The sequence below is a fragment of the Acetobacteraceae bacterium genome, assembly GCA_004843345.1.
In the GTDB taxonomy this organism is placed as follows: Bacteria; Pseudomonadota; Alphaproteobacteria; order Acetobacterales; family Acetobacteraceae.
Map to the genome: position 1 here is coordinate 1,512,110 of CP039460.1, position 17,891 is coordinate 1,530,000.

Consider the following 17,891-nt stretch of genomic DNA (forward strand, 5'->3'; position numbering starts at 1 on the left):
CTAACGCAATGAGAGGACTTTTCAAGTTAAGATTAAAGGTAATTATTTTCTAACAGGAACAATGCCTTCTTTTTTTCGAATTGCAAGCAACCCAAGAGTTGCAATAATCCCAACGATACAAAGCGTTCCAACGGAGCAGAACATGATGTACCAGCCGAATAAGTCTTTCACGACACCCATAAGTGGGCCAACGATGAAAATTGTTGAATCTGTGAAAAGAGAGAAGGCTGCATTAAGAATACCAGTTGATTCTGGTCCTCCCATTTTTGTGGCTTCTGTTCCAAGCGCAGGGAAAATTAAGGAGAATCCTGTTGCTGTAAGAGCAACGCCAACGATGGCTGCTGCTTGCTGATGGAAGAGTGCCATAATGATGAAGGCGAGTGCTTCAACAGCGAGGGCACCCATTGCAATGCGGACACCATAGCCTTTATCAATTGGGCCAGTTCCGCAAAGCCGTGTTGCAATAAAGCAGAAGGCAAAAATGTACCAAGCAATATTGAGATGATTCCAAGTGTTGGCTTGATAGTAAAGTGCTAAAAAGGCGTTGATACTTCCAAAACCGAAAGAACCTGCTGCAAGTCCTAAGCCGTAAGGTAAAACTTTACCAATGGCTGTGAAAAGAGACATGCTGCTGCCAGGTTTTCCTTTATCTGCATTGTGAAGCGGTGGAAGCGCTTTATAAGAAGAAAGGATCAAAAGAGCTATTAAGGCTAGAGCCATTGAAACTAGCCCAACTGGAAGAAGACCAATTGCTGGTGCAATCGCAGCTTGAGGCGGTAGAGAAGCCATCCATTGACCAACGCCAACACCGATTGCAATACCAGAGTAGGTTGTGACACCGTTCCAAGAAATAGCAACGGAGATGTGGTCATGTCCAACCCTTCTGATGTTCCAGGCTGTGACGGGGGTTGCTGTCCAGCTTTCTCCCCATCCCATGAAAAGACGGCTGATAAGGGCGACACCTAAAATCGCATAGCGCAGTGAGTCGTTATGCAAGCAAGCATCTGAACCGATGCTGTAAGCCCAAATAGAAGCTAACGCCATGAAGATACCAGAAATCGTGCAGGCGATAAGTCCGATACTTAAGATTTTTTTTGAGCCGTATTTATCAACAAGAGATCCGGCGAAAAGGCGGGCGATAAAAGTTCCGAGATATTGTGTCGTGATAACGAAACCAGCAACAGCAGTGGAAAATCCAAGAGCCTGATGTACGAAAATGGCGCTGATAACAGCATTTGGTAAACCAACAACGAAATACACAATAAAGTTAAACAACACTATTGGCATCACCGTGAGTGTCGGAGACCGATGAGGTACAGGGGGGGAAGTTGTCATAAGAAGCTCATTTTTTCTATGTGTGAGAAAAATTACTACTTTCTAAAAAGCCTCGGAAAAACTACACCAAATAGATCAAAAGCAAAACAGAATAATGTAAAAGAAAAATAGAAAGGGGAAATAGAGATGCTAAATTATAAAAAAGCTCTTTCTAGGGCCGAATTATCTGCCAAAAGAGAGGCAGACGGATATGCTTTAACTTCTACAAAAATTGCGTATGAGAATCCTTGGTTACAGGTACGGGAAAACCGTTTTATAGACCCTTCAGGTCGCAAAGGTTTTTTTGGCATTATTGAGCGGAATCAGTTTGCCGTTATTATCCCATTACATGCGGATGGGAGTATTACTTTTGTCTCTCAATACCGTTATCCAATCGCAAAACGTCTTTTAGAGCTTCCTATGGGAATGTGGGAAGATCGGCCCAATGCCAGTATCTTTGATTTGGCGGCAGGCGAACTGGAAGAGGAAACAGGTCTTAGCGCTAAAGAATTTCTTTTTGCAGGTTCATTTTTTCAAGGGGCTGGATATTCTGACCAAAGAGGAAGCGTTTTTGTGGCAAAAGATCTTTCTCAAGGCCAGACTCATCGTGAAGCAAGTGAAAATGATATGAAAACGGTTCGTATTGCAGGCTCTAAGCTCAAAGAGATGGTTGCGAATGGGGAGATCGAATGTATGGTAACTTTGTCTGCCCTTATGAGTGCCTGCGCACGTGGCCTTTTGAAGCTTTAAGAGAATAGAGGCTTAGGTTCTTTCAATTTAGTTGGTTTTAAGATGCAAAAAGAGATTCAGAATAAACAAACGAAATTAGAGAAATTCTTTTTCATTTTATTGATGGGAAGCTTTGTCGCTATAGCCCCTGTCTCAACAGATATTTACCTGCCGGCATTGCCAGGCATGGAGAATGACCTTCATGCGATTTCAGGCAGCGGCGCATGGACGCTAAGCGCATGGGTTTTAGGGGTGGCAGTCGGGCAGCTTTTAGCAGGGTCTTTAATGGATCGTTTCGGACGGCGGATGCCTTTGCTGATTGGCACCTTAGTCTATGCTGTGGCCTCGATTGGCTGTGCGCTTTCTCCAAGCATGAATGCTTTATGTGCTTACCGTTTACTGGCTGCTTTTTTTGGCGCTTTCAGCCTTGTCGCACCGCAAGCTTGTATTCGTGATATTGCCAAGGGGAATGAGGGAGCGCATTTACTTTCCCGTCTTGCGCTTGTTCAAGGAATTGTTCCTCTTTTAGCACCCGCAATGGGTGGAATGATTTTAGAATATATGAGCTGGCGTGTTCTTTTTTTGGGGATGGCCGTTTATGGCTTTTGTTCTGCCAGCCTTGTATTTTTAATTCCTAAAAAGATTGAGGAAAGCCCATCTGCTGAAATTTTAAAATCCCAAAGTACTTTTCATTCATTCTTAAATATTTATCAGCAGGTTTTGTCAGATAAATCTTTTCGTTTCTATGGTGGTATTTGGATGTTACAGGGGGTGTTTGTTTTTTCTTACCTTTCTGCAGCGCCGGCTATTTTTGAGAGAAGCTTTGGTTTAACGCCAACGCAATATGGCATTTTATTTGGTGCAATGGCTTTTATGATGATTGTGACACCACAGCTAAATGCTTTTTTGCTAAAAAAATTCGTAACTGAAAAAATTCTGCGTATCTCTGCTCTGATTGGCGTTTTTTTGGCGTTCATTTTTCTAGGAAGCGCCTTTTTATCCTCAAACGCACTTTTGCATGCCACAATCCCAGAGCGTTTCATTTGGTTTTATCCTGTCGCAGTGAGTTTAATTTTGCTTCTTTGCTCTTTTGTGATGTTAAGTCCAAATGCCTGTGCTTGCGCTTTGTATTATCAGGGAAAAAATGCGGGAACAGCTGCAGGGCTTGCCGGGAGTGGTTTTTATTTAACGGGTTTTTTAGCAAGCCTCGTGATGGGATTTGCGCCACAAGGAACGGCTGTGCCTTTAGCTTTTATTTTACTTTTTGTCATTTTTCTACAGCTCCTTCTTTCTGTGAAAGCGCCGAATTTGCCGAATGATATGGAAGACGCACTTTAGAATTTTCTCTTTGGAGGGCGGTTACAAAGTAGAACGCTTTTGTTATCTAAAGCACCTGCTGGGCTTATTTCTAATTTTATATTCTCTTGGAAGGCAATCCTATTTCTACTTCTTTTTCATTCCCAAATTCAGTAGATCTGCGCCAATATATTCGTGAAGTTCCTGATTTTCCAAAAAAAGGAATTAATTTCTATGATATTTCAACTTTGATTGCGAATGCAGATGCATGGCAGCTCACAACAGCACGTCTTACAAAGATAACGGCAGAATTTAATCCAGATCTCCTCCTTGGTGTCGAAAGCCGAGGTTTTATCTGTGCAGCGTCCGTGGCGCAGAGATTAGGGCTTGGTTTTGCTATGGTGCGCAAGCCTGGAAAATTACCGACAGAAACCATTTCAGAAAGCTATGGTCTCGAATATGGTCAGGATGAGCTTCATCTTCAAAAAGATGTCATTAGACCAGGTCAGCGTGTTGTGATTATGGATGATCTCTTAGCAACAGGAGGAACAGTGGCGGCTGCTTGCCGTTTAATTGAGAAGGCTGGCGGTGTTGTTGCTGGGATTGCGGTTATTGTTGAGCTTGAATTTTTAAAGGCTCGAGAAAAGCTTTCTGCACCTGTTGCAACACTTGTGACATATTAGTAACAAAAGCTGTTTTGCAGTAAAAAGAATATCAGTCTAAATTCATTTTATGGTTCAGCTTCGTAAAATTTCTCCTGCTGTTTTTAATACACTGGCCTCCTTAATTGGAGGGGCGATCGCTGGTGCCTTAATAAGTACAGCTTTTTTTGCTTTTGCTGTGCGGTATCGGCATTTAGGCAGTGGAAATGTTGCTTATATTCAGCGGACAAGTCCGACCCCTGTTTCAGAACCTCTGGTTGGGGGAGGGCAAAGCAATACGCCACTTTCCAATAAACCTTTTTTTTCACGTATTGGTGAGCCAGCTCTTTCTATTGCGCGTCCGTTCAGTTTCTCTCCATTGGTACGCAGGGTTATTCCTGCCGTTGTAAATATTTCTGTTGCAGCGGATGATTCTGCATTAGATGATGCGGACGATGAAACAGAGACCTCAGAGGAAACACCCGATACAAATTCGGCACATTCTGTACCTGCAAAAAATATTTCGGACGATGAAAGCGGTATGGGATCAGGCTTTATCATTGATTCCTCAGGTATTATTGTTACAAATGCCCACGTTGTTGGAGATGGCAGCCATGTTATGGTCGCTCTCACAGATGGAAAAGTTTTGTCAGGTAAATTTTTAGGCAGTGATCCTTTGACTGATATTGCGGTTCTTAAGGTAGAGAGTGACTCCCCTTTACCTTTTGTCAAATGGGGGAACAGCTCTCTTGTTGATATTGGGGATTGGGTGATTGCCGCAGGAAATCCTTTTGGATTTGGCTCATCGGTTACGGTTGGGATTATTTCTGCGATTGGGCGTGATCTCGGTCTTGGAGCGCTGGATAATTATATGCAGATAGATGCGCCGATTAATCCTGGAAATTCTGGAGGACCTGCCTTTAATATTCGGGGAGAGGTCGTTGCGGTTAATGCAGCGATTGCAAGTCCAAGTGAAGGATCTGTTGGCATTGGTTTTGGGGTTCCAAGTGAATTGGTGCGGCCTATTGTGAATCAAATTTTAAAGACAGGGCATGTCGATCATGGTTGGATTGGAGTGACCATTGATGACAGTGTTTTTCCTTTGCGGGTTATTAAGGTTGATTATAATGGCCCTGCTTGGGCTGCAGGGTTGCGTCCTGGTGATCAGCTTCTACAGCTTGACGGCAGTGCTGTGCAAAGTGCACGTGCGCTTTTCAGGAGTATTGGTGTTTCTGAACCAGGAAGTATTTTTGCCTTTACGATCCGTCGAAAAGGAGAACAAAAAATTCTGCCTGTTCGGTTAGGAGGGGCTTCTGCAGAAGATATTGCCACAGAATCTGGCGTAAATAGTTCAGGATCTGGTGGTGGAGACGGCTCGACAACGTCAACTTTTTTCTAAAAAAGCCCCCTTTAAATTAAAGAGGGCTTTTTAAACATAATGAAATGTTTTTATTTTCCTAAAACAGCAACGGCATTTGCTGATGCGGAGATGTGCAACTCATGCGGATTAGATTGAGGCGCAACATCTTTGGCCATCCGGTTGCTTGCAGCGCTCATGAGCATGACACGAGGGGTTGGGCCTTGGAAATAAGGACGGTCAATGTTAACAGATTCGAGAGAAATAAAGTTCAGGCCGAGTGCTTTTCCTGCATTTTTAGCTTCAGGAATGAGCGCTTCTAAAGCTTTTTGAATAGCTTTGTCTGTGACAGATTTCTTGGTATTTTCATCTAGAGTCCATTCAATTTGGTTGAGACTAAGACCTAGATTTTGGAGATTCCCTCCAATACGCAAAAGAGCCTCACTTTGAGCTGGCTTTGTGTCATCGACTGGGGCTTTAATCGAAATTTCTTGAGAGGCACTCCAAGCCGAAGACTTTGAATCAGAACCCGTTTGATTGACAGAGTAGTCGCCTGTTTGGATTTCTAAACCTGCGATATTTTTTTGCCCCTGGTTTGCATTGCTAAGCGCATGGGCAACCATTTGGTTTAGTTCGGCCTGTGCTTTTGCAGGGTTAGCGGCAGAATGTTCTGCTCTTAGATGGAGGATTAAAAGGTTAGGCTGCATACTTATTTCGCCTTCACTGTGGAAAGAGAGGTGCGTATGTTTGGTGTCTTTGCATTTGCCAGCTTCATCTGCATGTGTCGTAAGAGGCAGGCAAAAAGCCGCCATAGCAGAAATGGCACAAAGTGCAGAAAAAGATAGGTAGCGTTTTTTTAAAAAAGACATCTAAATCTCCAATGGGTAAATAAATTCTCCGTTTTTCATTCTAAAAGATATCATTCTTTTTGCTAGACTAAGAGTGGAAATAAATCTTCATATTGGCGGAAAGGCTTTTTCTTCATAAAAAGAGGGCTTGAAGTCCGTCTCTTAATCAGACAAAAGAGAAAGAAGCTGCTTTTGATAATTAAGGGCTGAAGAAGGTAATCAGATGAAGAAGACAAGACAGGCGTCATTTTATATTTCAGCACTTGCGACAGTGGCTTTTTGCTTTTCTGCGCATCATAGCTTTGCACAAGCCGCCCCATCTGAAGGGGAAAACACCTCTCCTGCAGCGCCAGCGAAGGATGCCCAAGCGCAAGAAAAAACGCAGGATGCGCCTTCTCCAGAGGCCTCTCAAGAGAAGCAAGCTTCAGAATCGACCCAACAGCCTTCGGACTCTTCAGAAAAACAGGTTGCAGAATCAGGAAATGTATCTCAACCTCAGCAACCTGCTCCAGCAGCCTCTTCCGAACAGCCACAAACGCCTCCTTCGGCATCATCTGCCGTGCCTCAAGCGTCAACGCAGGACAATGCGTCCCAAGAAAAAGCCGCTGAAGCGCCAGCGGCGACCCCGTCAACAGGGCCAAAGAAGGAAATTGACCCAAGAGCCGATAATAGTTCTGTTGCGGCAACCATTACCAAAGAAGAATTAGAGCAACAGGCAAAAAAAATTGAAGACAGCCAAGTGCCGTCTCAAAATCAGAAAGATTATTCTTTGATTGTGTTCCCACAGTTGGAGTGGAAAGAGCCTGAAGCTGGGAAGCCTGGCTGGCAATCTTATTATGCGCAGGTGAAGTTTTTGCTTAAAGGTGGCATGAGCCATAGAATGAGCGATGTTATTCCTCTTTCCATTGACACGTTTGAATCTGGAAAAGCTGGGAATCCTAAAGATCGAGGGATGACAGCGCTTCAGGCTTTAAATTCTGTTTTTAATGATGAAGGCACAACAGGGAAAGCGCATCTTAATCAGAACGGATTAACCAATATTTTGCTTACTCCCAATGGCAGTATCCATGTGAAGCGAAGTTCCCTTTGCACCTATAATATGCCTGTGGCGCATTTCACGACGACAACCAATATGATGCATCTGATTTTCTTGCCTGATGTGCAATTACCAGAACGTTGCGGAGATGTTCCTATTGGGATGCAGCTTGATATTGTTTCAGGCGCACATGAGGAATTGCTTCAGAAACTTTACTGCGATGATTTTCCAAAGGCGACTTATTGTAGCCCGACGGCAGAACATTGGACCATTCCAGAATTTAAGCAGACATCTTAAAAGTTAAGGGTAAAGTGATTACAATCACTGTGCGGATCGTGTTTGAGTGTATTTAAAACGAGAAAGAGAGTTTATGTCCAAAAGACTTCCATCCCAGAATATAACTGTCATTGGCTTGCAGTGGGGCGATGAAGGCAAGGGAAAAATTGTTGACTGGGTTGCGGATCGTGCTGATGCTGTTGTCCGTTTTCAAGGTGGGCATAACGCGGGACATACCTTGGTTGTGGAAGACAAGGTTTATAAGCTGTCTCTTTTGCCTTCAGGAATTGTTCAAGGAAAAATCAGCGTTATTGGGAATGGGGTTGTGGTGGATCCAAAAGCGCTTTTGGAAGAAATTGAACGTGTTAAAGCGCAAGGCGTTGAAATTACCCCCGATAATCTCTGGATTTCAGGAACAGCACCTTTGATTTTGCCTTTTCATGGGGCGGTTGACCGTGCAAAAGAGGCTGCAAAAGGAAATAATAAAATCGGAACAACAGGCCGTGGAATTGGCCCTGCTTATGAAGATAAGGTTGGACGCCGTGCTTTGCGCCTTGCAGATCTTTCCGATCCAGAGACGGTCAGTGAAAAATTAGACGATCTTTTGTTTCATCATAATGCTTTATTAAAGGGATTGGGGGCTAAAACCTTTAGTAAAGAAGAGGTTTTTGAATTTATCGCTGATATTGCACCAAAAGTTCTGCCTTTTGCAAAAGAAACAGATGCGATGCTTTCTCAGATTGTCGCAAGGGGTGGCGAGCTTCTTTTTGAAGGTGCGCAGGCAGTGATGCTTGATGTTGACCATGGGACTTATCCTTTTGTGACGAGTTCTAATACTGTCGCTTCAAATGTTGGAACAGGTACAGGCCTTGGTGCAAAAGCCTCTGGTCTTGTTTTGGGCGTAGCGAAGGCTTATGCAACCCGTGTTGGATCAGGGCCTTTTCCAACGGAATTATTTGATAAAACAGGTGAGCTTATTGCAAAAAGAGGTCATGAGTTTGGGACTGTTACAGGGCGTCCACGTCGCTGTGGCTGGTTTGATGCTGTGATGATGCGTTATGCGGTGCGTGTTGGCGGTGCAGACGCAATCGCTTTAACAAAGCTTGATATTTTAGATGAGCTTCCAAAAATTGCGATTGCTGTGGCCTATGAGTTAGATGGGAAAAGAATTCAAACCTTGCCATCTGCAATGAAAGAGCAAGAACGTTTAAAGCCAATTTATGAATATCATGAAGGCTGGCAGCAAAGCACAAAAGGTATTCGTAAGTGGGAGGATTTACCTGAAAAAGCGCAAAATTATCTCAAACGTCTTGAAGAATTGACACAAACAAAAATCGCCTGTGTTTCGACAGGCCCCGAAAGAAATGAGATTATTTTTGCAGAGGGTTTTGCTGAAATTTTAGGCTAATTCTTAGCTTTTTCAAAAGATAACGCCAGCCTTTTCAGGCTGGCATTTTTTTAGATTGTTTTTATTTATGATTTGCTGAACCAGGAATGGAAAAAGCCTTTTTTCTTAATGGGCTCTTCTGTTTTTTCCTGCTGTGTCTCGACTAGTTGTTCTTCAGTATTTTTTGGTTTTGGAAGAGAATCTTCAGGGGAAGTCTCTTTTTGTTGCTGCTTTTCTTTCGTAGCTGTCTTGTCGGTAGACTCAACGGCTGGAGAGGCAGGAGGAATGTTTTCTTCTGCTAGATTTTCTTTGGGGTGGGTAGATTTATCATTTTCGATGGTTGCTGCAATAGCTTCAAGAGGCGCTTCTGCGTCTTCAGTTGTTTTTGGATTTTCGTCGAGCCCAACGAGGCCTTTGGCATAAAGATCCGCTTTAAAGGGACGTAAATCTTCGAGTTTTTCGCCAAAGCCAACAAAGTGAACTGGGACGGGATTTTCGACATGCGCTAAGGCAGCAACAATGCCTCCTCGGGCTGTTCCATCAATTTTGGTGATAATCAGGCCTGTTACCCGGACGAGTTCACGGAAAATTTTAACCTGATCAAGCGCATTTTGACCTGTAACAGCGTCAAGCGTAAGCAAAACAGAGTGAGGCGCATCGGGGTCGATTTTTTTAAGGACGCGGATCATCTTTGCCAGTTCTTCCATAAGGGTATTTTTATTATGGAGACGTCCTGCGGTATCAATAATTAAAAGATCAGCCTTTGCCTTTGTGGCTTGATCCAAGGCATCATAGGCAACGGAGGCGGGGTCACCTCCCATTTTTCCTGTGATAACGGGGACATTTGCGCGCTCTCCCCATGTTTGAAGCTGTTCCACAGCCGCAGCACGGAAGGTGTCGGCTGCGGCAAGAAAAACTTTTTCCCCTTCTAAGGCAAATTGTGCTGCGATTTTTCCAGAAGTCGTCGTTTTCCCCGTACCATTAACGCCAACCATTAAAATGACGTGCGGCTTTTTATCTTCTTGTAAAGTGAAGGGGGCTTCGAGAGGCTCTAAAGTTTCTGCTAAGACTTCAGCAAGACTTTCTTGCAGTTGCTCTGCGCTTAAGGTTGCGCCATGGGTTACTTTGGAACGAAATTTCTCAATGGCACGCGCTGCGGTTTCCGGACCTAAATCTGCAGCAATCAGCTCATCTTCTAATTCTTCTAAGGTTTCATCATCTATTTTGGTGCCTGTTAGAATCTCTGTAAATTTTTGTGTGCTTCGGGAAAGACCTTTTTTAATTTTACCAAAAAAAGAAGACATTTAATTTCCTTAAATATAACCTGGAAAGTGAAAGAATTTATTTAATAAGATGGCCAAGAAGTTCATTTTCGGTGGCATTGGTAATTTTAACTTGAAGGATTTCTCCAGAAATGCCCTTGCGTTCAGTGTTTTCCTCTAAATGAAAGCGTGCAAAATTTGGAAGCATACCTTTTTCGGCCGTTTCAAATAAAACGGCGGCTTCTTGTCCAACGAGGGATTTGAGAAAGGCATGACATGTTGCTTGGCCTAAGAGACGCACACGCTTTGCGCGTTCCTGACGTTTTTTTTTAGGAACAGAAGGCATTTTTGCAGCAGGTGTATTGGGACGCTCGCTATAAGGAAACACATGCAGGAAAGGAATTTTCCAATTTGAGAGAGAATGAAAAGTTTCCTCGAAAAGCGCATCTGTTTCTGTTGGAAAGCCAGCAATTAAATCGGCACCAATAGCAAAATGCGGACGTGCTTGACGGGTACGCTGAATAATGTAATCGACATCTTGGCAAGAATGGCGGCGTTTCATGCGTTTTAAAATCAAATTAGCGCCAGCTTGGAGGGAAAGATGAAGATAGGGCGTGAAGCGCTCCTCATTCTCAATTAAATCCCAAAGGTTTTTATCCAAATTTTGGGGCGCAATAAGTTCAGGATCAATAGAAGAAAGGCGTAATCGGGGTAAGTTAGGGTGCGCTTTTAAAATATCTCTACAAAGTTGCCCAAGGCGTTCGCCATTTTCGTGCCAAGAAGCAATATCTACGCCAGTGAGAACGATTTCCTTATGGCCAGCTTCAAGTAAAATACCTGCTTGATTTAAAATTTCAGTTTTTGAAAGAGAGCGGGCTTTGCCCCGTCCTTGTGGAATAACGCAGAAGGTGCAGGAGTGATCGCACCCTTGCTGGATTTGGAGCAGGGCCCTTGTCCGCCTGCTTTGAGGGGCTGGGATAGATTTTTTATCGCTAATCCCCCATTCGGTAGGTGAAAGTTTGGTAAGGTTTGAAACAATTTTCGAAACGCCAGGTAAATCCTTCCATTTTTCAGGATTCCGTTCACTGGCACAACCTGTCAAAATAATTTTAAGGGCTGGATTTTCTTTATGCGCTTTGCGTATGGCTTGGCGTGCTTGGCGTTCAGCTTCTGCTGTGACCGCACAGCTATTGACGATAAGAAGATCCTCTTTCTCCTCTGTTTGAGAGGCAAGATTTTCCATCGTTTCGCTTTCTAAAAAGTTTAAACGACAGCCAAAAGTCAAATGTTGGACACGGTTATGTGGGGAAGAGGAGGAGGAAGCCAAAATCTATTAAACACTCAAAAAAATTAAAAAGAAACTTATTAGGGAGTTTTATCCTCTTGTAAAGGAGGGGATTTTTATTATCCCTTGATAGCAGAAATGAGCTGTTCCAGACAAAAGAATAGGGGAGGCATTTTTCCTATCCCATTCCACGCAGACAGTTCCGCCTTCCATTTCTACTTTGACAGGCGATTGTGCCATTTCAAGAAAAATAGCGTTGATAGAAGCTGCGCAAGCCCCCGTGCCACAAGCATAAGTCATTCCAGCGCCTCTTTCCCAAACATACAGCTTGAGGTGGTGTGGTGTTACCAGCGATGCAAAGCCAATATTGACACGTTCAGGGAAATCTGCATGGTGTTCTAGAATTTTTCCGAGTTTTTTTCTTTCGTTGAGAGCAATGTCTGGCGTTTCAAAAAAGAGAGTGGCGTGAGGATTGCCAATAGAGCAGGCATAGGATTGTTGCCATGTTTTTATTTTAATATCGGAAAAAACATCTTTTCCTTTGAGATGAGGTTTCATTGGAATTTTTGACGCATCAAAAGAGGGGGGGGGCAAGAAAACAGAAATTGTCTCTCCAGAAATTTTTCCCGTGATGAGTCCTTCGGATGTTTGGAAGGAAAGGTTTTTTTCGCCACACAGAGAAAGATAGAGAATGATAGCGCGAGAACCATTGCCACAGGCGCCAGCTTCACTGCCGTCTTGGTTAAAGAATCGAATAAAATGGGGCGTTTTTGAGGAAGGGTTACAGGTTAGAAGAATGATTTGATCGCATCCAATCCCTAAACGCCGATCGGCGATATGAAGCAGATTTTCTTTTTTTATAAGATTGGAAATTTGGTCTTGTGAGAAATCTCGGCCATCAAAAAGGACAAAATCATTTCCCAAAGCTTCCATTTTATAAAATTGCACTTTGCACATCTTGAAGATCCTGATTTGGGAGAGAAATTAAGAGATAATGATGATAACTTAAAGATAATGGGCTGATTTTTTTTATAAGATACGCTATAAGTCGTTAAGAAATAAGATTTTTTAATTAAGGATGGTCATTTCAGGGGCTTAGCATAAGGTTTTCTTAAAAATTCTTCTTGTATGTTAGATGAGGAAGGTATTGTTTTTAGATATTTAGCTTTCATTTTCGCTCCTATACATCCCATTTTCCCTAAAAGCAGCAGTATGGCACACCATTTTGTGTTTCAGTTTGTTGACTTTAGGCTTTTTTATATTTGAGCGAGTTTAAGAACTATATGAATGATACTGTTTCGCATTCTGCTGAACATGAAACGAAAGCAGCGCCTGCTTTTCCAGATACTTTTCCAGCTTTAACAAAAGCATTGGAGGCTAAGGGATACATTTCCCCAACCCAAGTGCAGCAGGCTGTTTTTAACCCAAAATTACAAGATAAAGATTTATTGGTTTCTGCCCGCACAGGATCTGGGAAAACTGTTGCTTTCGGGCTTGCATTTGCCCAAGACCTTTTGGGAGAAGATGGAAAGCTCCCAAGAGCTTCTGCACCTCTTGTTCTAGTGGTTGCACCAACAAGAGAGTTGGCACAGCAGGTACAGAAAGAACTTGAATGGCTCTACGCAGAGGCTGGTGCTGAAATTGCGTGTTGCATCGGAGGGACGGATGCTCGTCGCGAAGCGCGCACTTTAGAACGTGGGGCGCATATTGTTGTTGGAACGCCAGGGCGTCTTTGCGACCATCTTTCACGCCGTAATCTTAAATTGTCTAAAGTGCGTGTCGCCGTTTTAGATGAAGCGGATGAAATGCTGGATATGGGATTCAGGGAAGAGCTTGAGCAGCTTCTGGATTCTTTGCCAGAACAGCACCGTACACTTCTTTTCTCTGCGACGATTGCAAATGATATTGTGACGTTAGCAAAGCGTTATCAGAAAGATTCTGTTCGTATTGATGTTGCGGCTAACCAGAAACAGCACGCAGATATTGATTATAGAGCCGTTGTCACGCCGCCTAAAGAATTAGAAGCTTCTCTAGTAAATGTGTTGCGTTATTACGATTGTCCAACCGCAATGGTTTTCTGCAATACCAGAATGATGGTTAAAGAGGTGCAAACCTATCTGATGGATAGGGGGTTCACTTCTGTCGCTATTTCTGGAGAAATGGGACAAAATGAGCGCAGCCGTGCGATTGAAAGCTTACGTTCAGGTCATGCGCGTGTTTGTGTTGCAACAGATGTCGCCGCCAGAGGGATTGATATCCGTGCGTTAGAACTCGTTGTTCATGTAACGCTTCCGGGTTCTTCGGAAAGTTTGCTTCACCGTTCAGGCCGTACAGGGCGTGCAGGGCGTAAGGGAACGAGTGTTCTCCTTGTTCCTGTCAATCAGCGCCGCCGTGCGGAGCGTCTTCTTTCACAGGCACAGATTAAAGCTTCTTGGGAAGCTGTTCCAACCATTAGCATGATTACGGAGCGTGATGGTCAGAATCTGATGGAGAATACCCTTCTGAAACAGGCTACAAAGGCTGAGAAAGAAGGTAAGGAAAGCAGTACAGATCAGGCTTTGATTAACCAGCTGGTTGAAACCTATGATGCAAAACAGCTCGCGGTTGCTTTGGTTGAGTTTTATTTGGCAAGTCTGCCTGCACCTGAGAATATAGCGCCTGTCTCTCCAACAGCACCTTCACAGCGTAGTATTATGAAGGGCTCTTGGTTCCGTATGGGGCTTGGACGTAAAGAGGGGGCTGATCCAAAATGGCTGGTGCCTCTTATTTGCAAGCTTGGTAATGTGCAAAAACGTGATATCGGCGATATTCGGATTTTGCCAGATCACACACTTTTTCAGATTGCGGATAAAATGGTTCACCCATTTACACGGGCGATTGCCGATGCTGGAGATGATCAGCCTTCCATTGAAGCCTCAGCCCCACCACCACAAGATTCTATGTTTAAAGGGGATCGGCGTGGACGTGGTGGCAATGGTGGTGGCCGTGGCGGTCGTTCCGGGGGATCGCACAAAGGTGGAAGCGGTAAAGGTAATTTTGGAAAAGGCGGTGGAAAATTTTCAGGCCGTCGTTCCGAAGGTCGTAAACGGAATAAGAAATAAACTTGAACCTAAAGGAGTTAGGCAATTTTTCTTTCATTAGAAAATTTAGCAGGACGCTTTCTCATTGCGAATGTAAGCCTTGTGGAAACGGAATTTGCACAAACTGTTATTTATGTCTGTGCACATTCTAAAGAGGAAGGGGCGATGGGGGTGATTGTAAATCGCTCTTTGAAAGATCCAACGATAGAGATGCTTTTTGAGCAACTTGGTGTTTCTCCTAACCCACCACGTCGTCAGCTCTTTTTAGGGATGGGAGGGCCGATCGATGCAACGAGAGGCTTTGTCCTTCATTCTCCAGAGAAGAATTATCCAGAAACGATGCGTGGCGGTGAGCTTGCCGCCGTCACCAGCACCTTGCCTATTTTGCAGGAGCTGGCACGAGGCGAAGGCCCAAAAGAGGCGATGATGCTTTTAGGTCATGCTTCTTGGGAAGCCGGTCAGTTGGAGGATGAAATTATACAACATGATGCTTGGCTGATTGCACCCGCAAATAAACATATTCTGTTTGATCCAGATCCTAAGGGGAAATGGCAAAAAGCATTAGCACTTTTAAAGATAAATCCGGCCTCTTTAACGCATAAAATTGGCGAAAGTTAAAAAATTCCCCGTGTAAAAGCGGGGGTTTTTTTTTGCTTTGAAGTGTTTTGCTCCGCTTGAGAACCTTGTTTACAAGGAGATTTTAGACTTTTTGTAAAATTGTTGTGATAATATCACATTTACCTATTGAAATTTGAAAAATTCGTCCGAGATTAGAATCATCTCAGAAATTCGGAAGCGTTCATTTTTATTCTAAAACGCTTTATTTTTTAGGAGCGAAGACTTATGGACCCACAAAAATTTACAGAAAGAAGCCAAGGCTTCCTCCAAGCTGCTCAAACGATTGCGTTGCGGGAGTATCATCAGGAATTGACCTCGGAACATTTGTTGAAAGCAATGCTGGACGATAAGCAAGGGGCTGCTTCCTCTCTTATTTCCGCAGCAGGTGGCGATCCTGCGACGGTTCGTCGTTTAAATGATGAAGCTTTGGCAAAAATTCCTCAAGTGAAGGGAAGTGGCGCAGGTCAGCCACAAGCCAAGCCAGATTTAATGCGTGTTTTGGATAAAGCAGAACAAGACGCAACGGCAAATGGGGACAGTTTTGTTGCTCAAGATCAGCTTTTAATTACCTTGGCGGAAAGTAAAACGCCAGCAGGAGAAGCTTTGGTTAAGGGAGGCGCTTCGGCAAAATCTCTTAAGGCCGCTATGGATGAAATCCGTAAGGGTCGCAAGGTGGACAGCGCAAGCGCAGAAAGCAACTTTGATGCATTGAAGAAATATGCGAGGGATTTAACCGCCATTGCCCGTGAAGGGAAAATGGATCCTGTTATTGGCCGTGATGAAGAAGTCCGCCGTGCTATGCAGGTTCTAGCTAGACGGAGTAAAAATAACCCCGTTCTGATTGGTGAGCCTGGTGTTGGTAAGACCGCGATTGTTGAGGGATTGGCCATTCGGATTATCAATGGCGATGTTCCTGAAGCTTTGCGGGATAAAAAACTTCTTGCACTTGATTTAGGCGCAATGGTTGCAGGTGCAAAATATCGGGGCGAGTTTGAAGAGCGCTTGAAAGCTGTTCTGAAAGAAATTGAAGAGTCAGAAGGGGAAGTTATTCTCTTTATTGATGAACTTCATACTTTGGTTGGGGCAGGAAAAACAGACGGTGCGATGGATGCGGCTAATTTATTAAAGCCAGAACTCGCACGTGGTGTGCTGCAATGCGTTGGGGCAACGACTCTTGATGAATATAAAAAATATATTGAGAAAGATGCTGCCTTAGCTCGCCGTTTCCAACCGGTGATTGTTAATGAGCCAACCGTTGAAGATACGATTTCTATCTTGAGAGGGATCAAAGAGAAATACGAACTTCATCATGGTGTGCCGATTACAGATAGTGCCTTGGTTGCCGCAGCAATGTTGTCTAATCGCTATGTCACGGATCGTTTTCTGCCAGATAAGGCCATTGACTTAATTGATGAGGCTGGCAGCCGTTTGCGAATGCAGTTGGATAGCAAGCCAGAGGCAATTGATGAACTTGATCGCCGTATTATGCAGCTGAAAATTGAACGTGAAGCGATTCGTAAAGAAACAGATGATGCTTCAAAAGAGCGTTTGACAAAGCTGGAAGTGGAACTTGCGGAGCTTGAGGAAAAATCAAACAGCCTGACAGCAGCATGGAAAACAGAAAAAGACCGTGTTGAAGGGGTGCGTGGTTTAAAGGAAAAATTAGATCAGGCACGTTCTGAAGTTGAAAAAGCACAGCGTGAAGGTAATTTCCAAAAAGCATCTGAGCTGATGTACAGCGAAATACCATCTTTGGAGAAAAAAATCAAAGAGGCAGAAGAACAGCAGAAACAGGCTGAAAAAGAAAGCGATTCAAGCGGACTTGCGATTGATGCTGTAACGAACGAGGGGGTTGCTGCCATTGTTTCCCGTTGGACGGGCGTGCCGGTAGATAAAATGCTTGAAGGCGAAAAGCAAAAGCTTCTTAAAATGGAAGATGTTTTGCGTAAACGGGTGATTGGTCAAGATATGGCCTTGGTTGCCGTGGCGAATGCAGTTCGGCGTTCGCGCGCTGGAATTCAGGATCCAGATCGCCCATTAGGTTCTTTCCTTTTCCTAGGTCCAACAGGGGTGGGGAAGACGGAACTCGTAAAGTCTTTGGCTGAATTTATCTTTGATGACTCGAAGGCAATGCTTCGTATCGATATGAGCGAGTTTATGGAAAAGCATTCTGTTGCTCGTCTAATCGGTGCTCCTCCAGGCTATGTTGGCTATGAGGCTGGTGGTGTTTTAACAGAAGCCGTCAGAAGACGCCCTTATCAGGTGATTTTATTCGATGAGGTCGAAAAAGCGAATGAGGATGTCTTCAATGTTTTACTTCAAGTCTTGGATGACGGGCGTTTAACAGATGGGCAAGGCCGTGTCGTTGACTTTCGGAATACGATTATCATTCTCACCAGTAATCTAGGATCGCAATTTATGGCGAATCAGAAAGAGGGTGAGGAAGTTGAAGCGGTCCGAGATGAAGTGATGGAAGTCGTCAAAGGGCATTTCCGGCCAGAATTTTTAAACCGTCTAGATGAAATTATTCTTTTCTCTCGTTTACAGAAAAAAGATATGAGTCAGATTGTTCAAATTCAGCTTGGTCGTTTGATGAAGCTTCTTGAGGATCGCAAAATCCAAATTAAGCTGGATGAAACAGCACTCGCTTGGTTAGCGGATGCTGGTTACGACCCAGTTTATGGTGCAAGACCTTTAAAAAGGGTTATTCAGAGGGAGTTGCAAAACCCACTTGCCAGCCATTTGTTGGCAGGAGAGATCCA

At 43.9% G+C, this 17,891-nt stretch carries 14 protein-coding genes (1 of these 14 cut by a window edge); 9 read left to right on the top strand and 5 right to left on the bottom strand.

The window, feature by feature from the left end; translation table 11 throughout:
* Positions 1–42: 42 nt before the first annotated feature.
* Entirely contained in the window at positions 43–1,335 is a 1,293-nt protein-coding gene (locus FAI40_07385; GenBank protein ID QCE35169.1) for an MFS transporter, read from the bottom strand.
* A 210-nt stretch (positions 1,336–1,545) separates the two neighbouring features.
* Between FAI40_07385 and FAI40_07390 the strand changes: the two genes are divergently transcribed.
* From FAI40_07390 to FAI40_07405, 4 genes are all read left to right on the top strand, one after another.
* Positions 1,546–2,064 carry an NUDIX hydrolase gene (locus FAI40_07390; protein ID QCE35782.1) on the top strand — a complete coding sequence of 173 codons (519 nt, stop codon included), beginning with the start codon at positions 1,546–1,548 and terminating at the stop codon, positions 2,062–2,064.
* Between the two features lie 42 nt (positions 2,065–2,106).
* Positions 2,107–3,381 (top strand): multidrug effflux MFS transporter, encoded by a 1,275-nt coding sequence (locus FAI40_07395; GenBank protein QCE35170.1) that lies wholly within the window; start codon positions 2,107–2,109, stop codon positions 3,379–3,381.
* A 101-nt stretch (positions 3,382–3,482) separates the two neighbouring features.
* On the top strand, positions 3,483–4,022 hold the full coding sequence (locus FAI40_07400; GenBank protein QCE35783.1) for an adenine phosphoribosyltransferase: 540 nt from the start codon (positions 3,483–3,485) through the stop codon (positions 4,020–4,022).
* Between the two features lie 49 nt (positions 4,023–4,071).
* Positions 4,072–5,379: a trypsin-like serine protease gene (locus FAI40_07405; GenBank protein ID QCE35171.1), complete on the top strand. Its 1,308-nt coding sequence runs from the start codon at positions 4,072–4,074 to the stop codon at positions 5,377–5,379.
* 50 nt (positions 5,380–5,429) lie between these two features.
* On the opposite strand, the gene FAI40_07410 is transcribed toward FAI40_07405, so the two are convergent.
* A complete protein-coding gene (locus tag FAI40_07410; protein ID QCE35172.1) occupies positions 5,430–6,206 on the bottom strand; it encodes a DUF541 domain-containing protein in 777 nt (258 codons plus the stop codon).
* Positions 6,207–6,408: 202 nt separating this feature from the next.
* Here FAI40_07410 and FAI40_07415 point away from each other — a divergent pair, with 202 nt between their 5' ends.
* Together FAI40_07415 and FAI40_07420 are read left to right on the top strand one after the other, a co-directional pair.
* Positions 6,409–7,518, top strand: coding sequence for a hypothetical protein (locus FAI40_07415; GenBank protein ID QCE35173.1), 1,110 nt, complete (start codon positions 6,409–6,411; stop codon positions 7,516–7,518).
* 73 nt (positions 7,519–7,591) lie between these two features.
* Positions 7,592–8,905: an adenylosuccinate synthase gene (locus tag FAI40_07420; GenBank protein ID QCE35174.1), complete on the top strand. Its 1,314-nt coding sequence runs from the start codon at positions 7,592–7,594 to the stop codon at positions 8,903–8,905.
* Positions 8,906–8,970: 65 nt separating this feature from the next.
* Here the strand turns inward: FAI40_07420 and ftsY are convergent, their stop codons facing one another.
* The 3 genes from ftsY to dapF are packed head-to-tail and all read right to left on the bottom strand — an operon-like array spanning position 8,971 to position 12,388.
* Positions 8,971–10,188: a signal recognition particle-docking protein FtsY gene (ftsY, locus tag FAI40_07425; protein QCE35175.1), complete on the bottom strand. Its 1,218-nt coding sequence runs from the start codon at positions 10,186–10,188 to the stop codon at positions 8,971–8,973.
* A gap of 37 nt (positions 10,189–10,225) precedes the next feature.
* Positions 10,226–11,473, bottom strand: coding sequence for a MiaB/RimO family radical SAM methylthiotransferase (locus FAI40_07430; GenBank protein ID QCE35176.1), 1,248 nt, complete (start codon positions 11,471–11,473; stop codon positions 10,226–10,228).
* A gap of 48 nt (positions 11,474–11,521) precedes the next feature.
* Entirely contained in the window at positions 11,522–12,388 is an 867-nt protein-coding gene (gene dapF / locus FAI40_07435) for a diaminopimelate epimerase (protein QCE35177.1), read from the bottom strand.
* A 326-nt stretch (positions 12,389–12,714) separates the two neighbouring features.
* Between dapF and FAI40_07440 the strand changes: the two genes are divergently transcribed.
* The 3 genes from FAI40_07440 to clpB form a co-directional block, all read left to right on the top strand.
* Complete coding sequence (locus tag FAI40_07440) at positions 12,715–14,532, top strand: DEAD/DEAH box helicase (GenBank protein ID QCE35178.1); 1,818 nt, start codon at positions 12,715–12,717, stop codon at positions 14,530–14,532.
* A gap of 24 nt (positions 14,533–14,556) precedes the next feature.
* Positions 14,557–15,129, top strand: coding sequence for a hypothetical protein (locus FAI40_07445; protein ID QCE35179.1), 573 nt, complete (start codon positions 14,557–14,559; stop codon positions 15,127–15,129).
* 225 nt (positions 15,130–15,354) lie between these two features.
* On the top strand, positions 15,355–17,891 hold the 5' portion of the coding sequence (clpB, locus tag FAI40_07450) for an ATP-dependent chaperone ClpB (GenBank protein QCE35180.1). It continues 73 nt past the right edge of the window; only the first 2,537 of its 2,610 coding nucleotides appear in the window; the start codon lies at positions 15,355–15,357; its stop codon lies beyond the right edge, outside the window.

Excerpts from the sequence above, each read along its gene's own strand:
- FAI40_07385 (QCE35169.1), bottom strand. The coding sequence starts at position 1,335 with ATGACAACTTCCCCCCCTGTACCTCATCGGTCTCCGACACTCACGGTG.
- FAI40_07395 (QCE35170.1), top strand. The coding sequence starts at position 2,107 with ATGCAAAAAGAGATTCAGAATAAACAAACGAAATTAGAGAAATTCTTT.
- FAI40_07405 (QCE35171.1), top strand. The coding sequence starts at position 4,072 with ATGGTTCAGCTTCGTAAAATTTCTCCTGCTGTTTTTAATACACTGGCC.
- FAI40_07410 (QCE35172.1), bottom strand. The coding sequence starts at position 6,206 with ATGTCTTTTTTAAAAAAACGCTACCTATCTTTTTCTGCACTTTGTGCC.
- FAI40_07415 (QCE35173.1), top strand. The coding sequence starts at position 6,409 with ATGAAGAAGACAAGACAGGCGTCATTTTATATTTCAGCACTTGCGACA.
- FAI40_07420 (QCE35174.1), top strand. The coding sequence starts at position 7,592 with ATGTCCAAAAGACTTCCATCCCAGAATATAACTGTCATTGGCTTGCAG.
- ftsY (QCE35175.1), bottom strand. The coding sequence starts at position 10,188 with ATGTCTTCTTTTTTTGGTAAAATTAAAAAAGGTCTTTCCCGAAGCACA.
- dapF (QCE35177.1), bottom strand. The coding sequence starts at position 12,388 with ATGTGCAAAGTGCAATTTTATAAAATGGAAGCTTTGGGAAATGATTTT.
- FAI40_07440 (QCE35178.1), top strand. The coding sequence starts at position 12,715 with ATGAATGATACTGTTTCGCATTCTGCTGAACATGAAACGAAAGCAGCG.